Genomic DNA, 6,842 nt, shown 5'->3' on the forward strand with positions numbered 1-6,842 from the left:
TCAAGAGCAGATTTTCTACATAAGCTTTCAAGGAAGCTCGTCAATGAGAACCAAGTTTTATGTCGTCTACAACGTCTACAACGTATCTGGAACAATGGTTTTACGTTGTTTTCATTTTCTACAGCGTGTTGATTTAAGACTGTAACCATTATCCTTCACTTGATATAAGAAAGCCCTGGTTAATTGCTAGGGCTTTGCCGTTAGAGGTGGTCTTACTCAAACCTGCGACCTTGAGTGTTGACCGTGCGCTCACTACCACAAGCTCTGCCTATCTTTTCTTAGAATCAAATTCCTCCACTGGAAAAATCTGGGCAGTGTAAGCAGCACTTCATTTTATCGGTTACGTTTTTTGAACTCAAACTGAGCAAGATGTGTTTCACCAGAAAACAAAAACTTGAAGAATGACTTGCCCTGAAAACGACAGGTTTGTTGAATGCTAAGCAAAGTTAAGTAGTCTTGAGTAACTGTTTTACCGAGAGGACTAGAGATATCTCGTTGTAAAGCTAAAGGTCTAATTGCTCTCTCTGCCGTATTGTTATGCCAGAGAATATCATCATGTCGCAAGAAGGTGAAAAGGCTTTCTCTGTATTTCAAGAAACGTTTTTGATATGTAATAACTAAATCAGATTCATAAATTATATTATCAATTGCCAAATTATAAAAATCATCAATATTTCTCCTGAATCTATTCAAATGTCTTTTCTTTAGCCCGTATTTCTTTATCGCTTCTGTGATAGGAACAAATAAATTCCTTACTTGTAATACAAACTTTTCTAGTTCCACATCAAAAGGTGCATCCTTAATATCTTGATTCAAATCTCTAATAAGATGTACCCAGCATTTCTGTTGTTCACAATTTAGAGAATCATACCCAGAGTAAAAATCAGTAATTAAAACACCTTTATAATCTCTCAGGAAATCATGTAAAAAATCAGCCTCTCTAGTCTCTCGGAGTTTAAAAATTACATATTTATCATTTGTAAAAACCCATGCATACCAGTTAATGCCCCCAATATTTAATTGGGTTTCATCAGCATGAATGAAATGACCTCTAAGTAATTCTTTAATGATATGCTGTTCTGTCTCTTTATAGTATTTTGCTAGCTGCTTTATAAAATCTGGAATTCTACCGAACCATATCTTTTCATTAAATTGCTCGTTTAAGAGTTCAGTTATATTCTCATAGGACAATCGCAAAGCCACTCTGAGATAAATCGCCCAAGCCCTTAGTCCAAATCCATAATGTTGGTTTACTTTATACTTACGAAGACTTGGAGGAGAATAGGTTTTTAGGCATTTCGGGCAATACACATTATTGCCAATATACTCTATGATTGTTTTCCTGATACCAGCTCTTGTTAATTCAAGATCAACAATCAGTCTTTTAGAACTATTTTTATGCTTTAGTTGCTCAAGCCCACATATTTCACATACTTGCGCTGGCTCTACATATATAGTCTTCCACGGTTTAGGTTTAACCTTCTTTGATTTTTTAACGCTTTGCTTAAGCTTCTTTATCTGTTTCTGAGATTGAAGGCTAATCTTCTTGCTTTCATAATTAAAATGAGCAAATTTAAGTATTTCCTTGAATTGAGAACTTGCTTCTTGTGCTGAAGTTGACAATTTATTTTTTCTTTTATCAGCAAAATCAACTCCTTTAAGAGTATTAGCATCCTTGCTTATCTGGATAATTTGATGTGTGATTAACTTGAGGGCACGACAATCTTCTTCATTGTAAATTAATAAAGTAGATTTATATTGATAATCATGAGTTTTATCCCAGTAGTGCCTCCAAAATCCAAAATTCCCAATTTTTGATTTACAAGATCCTTATGGGTAATTGTAGGAAGGCTAAACAACCCAGTTACGAAACTGTCCTAGCAAAGGGTTGAACAGCACCTTACAGACACCTGTGGAACCATTCCGATTCTTGTCTATAGCCACCTCCATCACTCCTTTATCCGGCGTGTTTGGATTGTAATATTCGTCTCTATAGAGAAGAAAAATCACATCGGCATCTTGCTCAATATCCCCGCTATCCTTTATGTCTGCCATTGTTGGGCGCTTATTGGTCTGACCCTCAACACCTCGGTTGATTTGAGCTAGACATATAAAAGGGACATCGAACTCTTTAGCAATGTCCTTGAACGCTCCAGAGAAAGAGCCTATTACCTGCGCTCGATTCCCCGCTGCTCGGTTCCCTAGCTTTTGAATGTAGTCAAGTACTACTAAACCTAGCTTCCCACGCTCTGACTGAATCCTACGCAGTACGGAGCGCATTCTTGAAGGAGTCTGAGCGCTTGCCGGAGTGTCATCAATGATGATAGGCAGATTCGATATCGTTCCCACTGCTCTGCTCAACACATCCCACTCGCTCTTGTATATTTTGTTCTGAATCAACCTAGAAGAGTCGATTAGAGAGTGCATCGCCAGGAAACGTTTTGTTATCTGAGGTTTGCTCATCTCGGCACTGAAGAACACCACAGGCAATCCACCAAAGGCTAAGTGATTAGACAAATGACACGCCAACCAGGTCTTACCCATTGACGCTCTGGCAGCAATCACAATCAAGTCCTGCCGGATTAAACCGCCCGTCAGCCCGTCCAGGTCAAGCAGTCCAGTAGAAATCCCTGAAGTCTCTCCTCCCTTTAACTGCTGGAAAGCACTAATCAGACAATCACCAATTGACTCCGGCTCAAATCGGTCTGACTGGTACTTAGTCACTCCAAAGATTTTCTGCTCTGATTGATCTAAAACCGTCTCCAGTTCGGTGCTGGTATCTTCTGCCAGAATGATGACTTCGTTAGCAGCAGTAATCAGTTGTCGGCGCTGGTACTTGTCGAGGATTAGCTCGGCGTAACGGTCGATATTAACGGCACAGACAGTGCGCTCAACCAGTTGGGCTAACTTGGACTGACCCCCAACCTTCTCCAATAGTTCGTGGTCAGCTAGCCAGGTCGTAACCGACATTAAATCGGTCGGTTTGTTCTTGTTGTGAAGCACCAAAGCCGCTTCATAAATGCGCTGGTGAGCTGTGATGAAGAACGCTTGTGGGGTCAGGATGTTGGCGACAATGCTGATGGCACTTGGATCGAGGAGGATGCCTCCTAACACTCCCTCTTCTGCATCTATGTTTTGGAGTGGTACGTCACTCATCAGACCCTCCATAGAGCTGTTTGAGTTGGTCTATCGGAATCAGCTCTTCGTCGGGTTCTGGTAATGCCGTGTAGATTTCCGGCTGGTGTTGAGGAAGTTGTTGTGGGGAGTCTTCTTTTGTCCATCCCTCGGTAATCGCTCGAACTAGGAACCCACTGGCATTTTTAACATTGCCACTGCCCATTGCTTCCTCTAGTGCTGCTATGGCATTTAAGACCCTCTCTTCATCTGCTGCCGCCTTGATTTTGCGGGTCAAAGTGCTATTGAGCTTGATTCCCACTCGCTCTAGCTTATCCTTGATGCGGTCAGTAATACCCCTAGTTTTACCCTTGTCGATGGGGGTTACTTTGGGATTGTCAGGTGCTGGCTCTACTGGATGACGAGAGCGGCACTCTTCTAGCTGCTTTCTTAGTTCAGCGTTCTCTGCCTTGAAACGATCTGTTAGGTTTTGAGAACTTTGAAGTTGATAGAGCTTGCCTGTTAGTGATTCGTTAATCTTCCGTATTTCGTCAATCTGTCCTCTAAGGCGCTTATTTTCTGCCCTCAAGTTTTGGATTATTACAGCTTTGGAATTGTCTGATGCTGGTGGAGGCTGCTTAGGTTTACTTCGTTGTTTCTGCTGGTCACGTAAGGTTTCAATCCGACTGCGTAAGTCAGGCTGTTTGTAGAGGTAAGCAGTAGAGACATTAGCCGCTTGAGCAACAGATTTAAAAGTAATTATTTGACTTTGTTTTATCATCCCTTCAAGTGCTTTATCTACTCGCTCGGCTGACTCTCTAGCTTTCTGTGCTGCTGCCTCTTGTAAAGCTTCTATCTTCCTATTAGTCATTGTCTACTCCAAGGTTTTAATGACTTTCTCTAAGTTCTCTTTAATAGGCGTGTTCTTATGAACTTGTAGCTGCCAACCACAGTTTTGAGCTTTTTCTAAAACGTTTTTTGTGCGCTCTAAAGTGTTTTTTAAAATAGGTAAAAAGCTTTTATTAGTCCTCCAATGTGGGCAATTATAACAACCATCAAAACCAGAAATATCACAATCACCTAATAGCTTGGGTCTAGCGCAATATCCATGCTCTAAAGCTCTAGCTTGAACGTTCTTTTTAAACCATTCAAGGTCATCGTTACTGGATAAGATGGTTTCTTCTAAATCAACAGTTTCTCCTTGGAAGTTAACTACCGTAGACTCATGGTATTTCTCTATTTTCTTACGGAGAGTTTCATCAAATATGTAAGCGTATACAGAGGTCATGTCAGGAGTTTGATGTCCTAAATACCTTTGTATAATGTGCTGTGGAACTCCATTGTTAATCATGCGAGTTCCAACTGTATGTCTAAACTGATGGCTTTGAAAGTTCCATATTTTACCTGATCTATCTCTTATCTCACATTCTTCTGCAAGTTTTTTAAGAGAGTTTATAAATGCTCTAGACGCTATAACCTCTGGAATAGGGTGAAATTCTTTTGCCCGTTTTCTGCTGCAAAATAAGTAACTAAATTTATCTCCAAAGTAATTCTTTATATATTGTTGTTGTTCTTTTATAACTTCTGCTAATTCCACGGATATTGGTATTATATCTTCTTGCTTCATCTTCCAACGGATGAATTGAAGTCGATACCTCCCTTTTTCGTCTTTTTTAAGACAATCCAACGGCAGCAAGCATAGTTCTCCTACTCTTAGACCACATTCTTGAATAACTAATACCATCCGCATGATTGGTTCTGGTACTTTATCTAAATGTTGATTCAGTTGTTGAATTACATCTTCAGGTAGATAACGAGGTAATGACCTAGATTTTTTAGGGTAATCTTCTTTTCTTATAAGATGAGATGTTACATCAAACCAATTATTAATTGTTCCTAGTTCAAAAAGAGATGCTAATATTGATAGTCTATGCGTGAAACTGGTATAAGATAGTTTTCTTTTTTTTAAGTGGTTTAAATATTCAATTATTAATTCTCTATTAATATCCTCGATTTCTCCAGAGAATCTTATTTCTGCCAAAAAGTTAGAAAATCCTCTAAAATTTACCAAGTAATCTATTAAAGAACCCCAAGTTCTTGTATTTGCAACGTATTTAATGTATTTTTTTGCATAATGTTTTAGCCAATCGTATTGTATTTCGGAAAAGTTTAAACATTTTGCGCCTGAGCTAGAACCTTTCGTATAAGGAAGTATTGACAGACCTAAGTATTCAGAAGTCCATATATCATCCTCAAAGCTACATTGCTCTGGATAGTTTAATATTTTCCGCTCATAATCTGTAATGAAGACTTTAGTGCAATCTTTACATTTGTATTGTTGTTTATTTTGCTTATTTAATCCTGCTTTTTTGTAAGAATTACTAAAGCAATGTGGGCAAGACACATTTAGTATAGTTTCAGTATGTGTAAAATTTCGTTGATAGGATTGTTTTTTGTAGACAGCACTATTCATTATTATTTCTCTTTTTTTCTAAATATTCTTGATAGGATTTTTCAAGGTCTTCATCAGTCAAATGAACATAAGTATTGATGGTAGTCTGAATATCTGTATGTCCTAATCGTTTTTGCACATAAGACATATCCCATCCTGCTCTAATCAATTCAGTAGCATGAGTATGCCTTAATAAATGAGGATTAACTTTAATATTTATTTTTCTAGATAATCTTCTAAATAGACTATCAACAGCTTTATAAGTTAATGGTGCGCCAAATTCTCCTTGAGCAGGAGCTTTGATAACCACAAAAAGAAAGTCACAATCAATGTCTTCTGGATACTCATCGATTAAGTAAGCTGAATACCATTGCATGAGTTCTTTACTAACATGAACTGTTCGCTCTACTCCAGACTTAGCTCTGACATAGTTAACGTTATCTATTCTCGGTACAACGTGAATCTCATTGTTTTTACCAGTAACCATATCTTCATGTCTCAGTCCCAATGCTTCACCAATCCGCAACCCCGATTCGTACAGCAAGCGAATCAGGAATTTGTCCCGCAAATTGTTACAGGCAGCAACTAAGGTATTAACCTGTTCAGATGTTAAACATCCTGGAAACGTCTTGGGTTCCTTGACCTTTAACAGTCGCGTTTTAACTTCCTTCCCCTTACTGATGTGGTGCAGGAACGGCTTGTATTTCTTTCCGGGTTGCACCTGATAGCGGTAAAGGCTGTCAGCCCCTTCAAAAGCTCCTAGACGCTGGTGAAAGTCATAGAATGCGCTCACAGTCGTCAAGCAATGATTGATGGTCTTTTCTGCGCGTTTAGACACCTGTGGCTGGATAGAAATGACATTAGCATTGGGATTCCTCAGCCAGTGGATGAAGTCCGAGAGTTTCTCCAAATCAATCTCTTGCCAATCAAGCTGCTTGTCGTGTAGGTATTCCCAGAACAGCTTGAGGTTGTGGGCATACGTCTGAATCGTGTTTGGTGAGCGCCCTATACTATCGAGGTAATGCAAGTATTTTTGAATTGGTTCAACTGGAAGATAATCGTCGTCCAGCACCATCCAAATCGGATGGCTCAAATCTGGTAGTGTGCCTTTCTGGACTTTCACCTGCTCGTCTCATTAACGATGTTTACATCGTAGACGTTATTTAAAAAATAGTTAATATATAAAAACAGCGTAGCGATACGGGTTATATCTGCTACGCTGTTGTTGTTGTTGTTATTTAATTAATTAATAGACTTAACAAGTTGTCGTAGTAGA

General features: G+C 39.1%; 5 protein-coding genes. All 5 read right to left on the reverse strand.

Annotated elements, in window-relative coordinates:
* Nucleotides 1-333 precede the first annotated feature (333 nt).
* Nucleotides 334-1,623 (reverse strand): IS66 family transposase, encoded by a 1,290-nt coding sequence (tnpC, locus tag AC5JL3_RS25000; RefSeq protein WP_496077051.1) that lies wholly within the window; start codon nt 1,621-1,623, stop codon nt 334-336.
* Nucleotides 1,624-1,851: 228 nt separating this feature from the next.
* Nucleotides 1,852-3,156 (reverse strand): replicative DNA helicase, encoded by a 1,305-nt coding sequence (dnaB, locus tag AC5JL3_RS25005; RefSeq protein WP_496077052.1) that lies wholly within the window; start codon nt 3,154-3,156, stop codon nt 1,852-1,854.
* Nucleotides 3,149-3,985, reverse strand: a complete 837-nt coding sequence (locus AC5JL3_RS25010) for a DUF6262 family protein (protein ID WP_496077053.1) — start codon at nt 3,983-3,985, stop codon at nt 3,149-3,151. Before AC5JL3_RS25010 ends, dnaB begins: the two co-directional genes overlap by 8 nt.
* Before the next feature lie 3 nt (nt 3,986-3,988).
* A complete protein-coding gene (locus tag AC5JL3_RS25015; protein WP_496077054.1) occupies nt 3,989-5,587 on the reverse strand; it encodes a tyrosine-type recombinase/integrase in 1,599 nt (532 codons plus the stop codon).
* Nucleotides 5,580-6,689 carry a tyrosine-type recombinase/integrase gene (locus AC5JL3_RS25020; RefSeq protein WP_496077055.1) on the reverse strand — a complete coding sequence of 370 codons (1,110 nt, stop codon included), beginning with the start codon at nt 6,687-6,689 and terminating at the stop codon, nt 5,580-5,582. Before AC5JL3_RS25020 ends, AC5JL3_RS25015 begins: the two co-directional genes overlap by 8 nt.
* Between the last annotated feature and the right edge of the window lie 153 nt (nt 6,690-6,842).

It is taken from the genome of Symplocastrum torsivum (assembly GCF_059505465.1).

Excerpts from the sequence above, each read along its gene's own strand:
- dnaB (WP_496077052.1), bottom strand. The coding sequence starts at position 3,156 with ATGAGTGACGTACCACTCCAAAACATAGATGCAGAAGAGGGAGTGTTA.
- AC5JL3_RS25010 (WP_496077053.1), bottom strand. The coding sequence starts at position 3,985 with ATGACTAATAGGAAGATAGAAGCTTTACAAGAGGCAGCAGCACAGAAA.
- AC5JL3_RS25015 (WP_496077054.1), bottom strand. The coding sequence starts at position 5,587 with ATGAATAGTGCTGTCTACAAAAAACAATCCTATCAACGAAATTTTACA.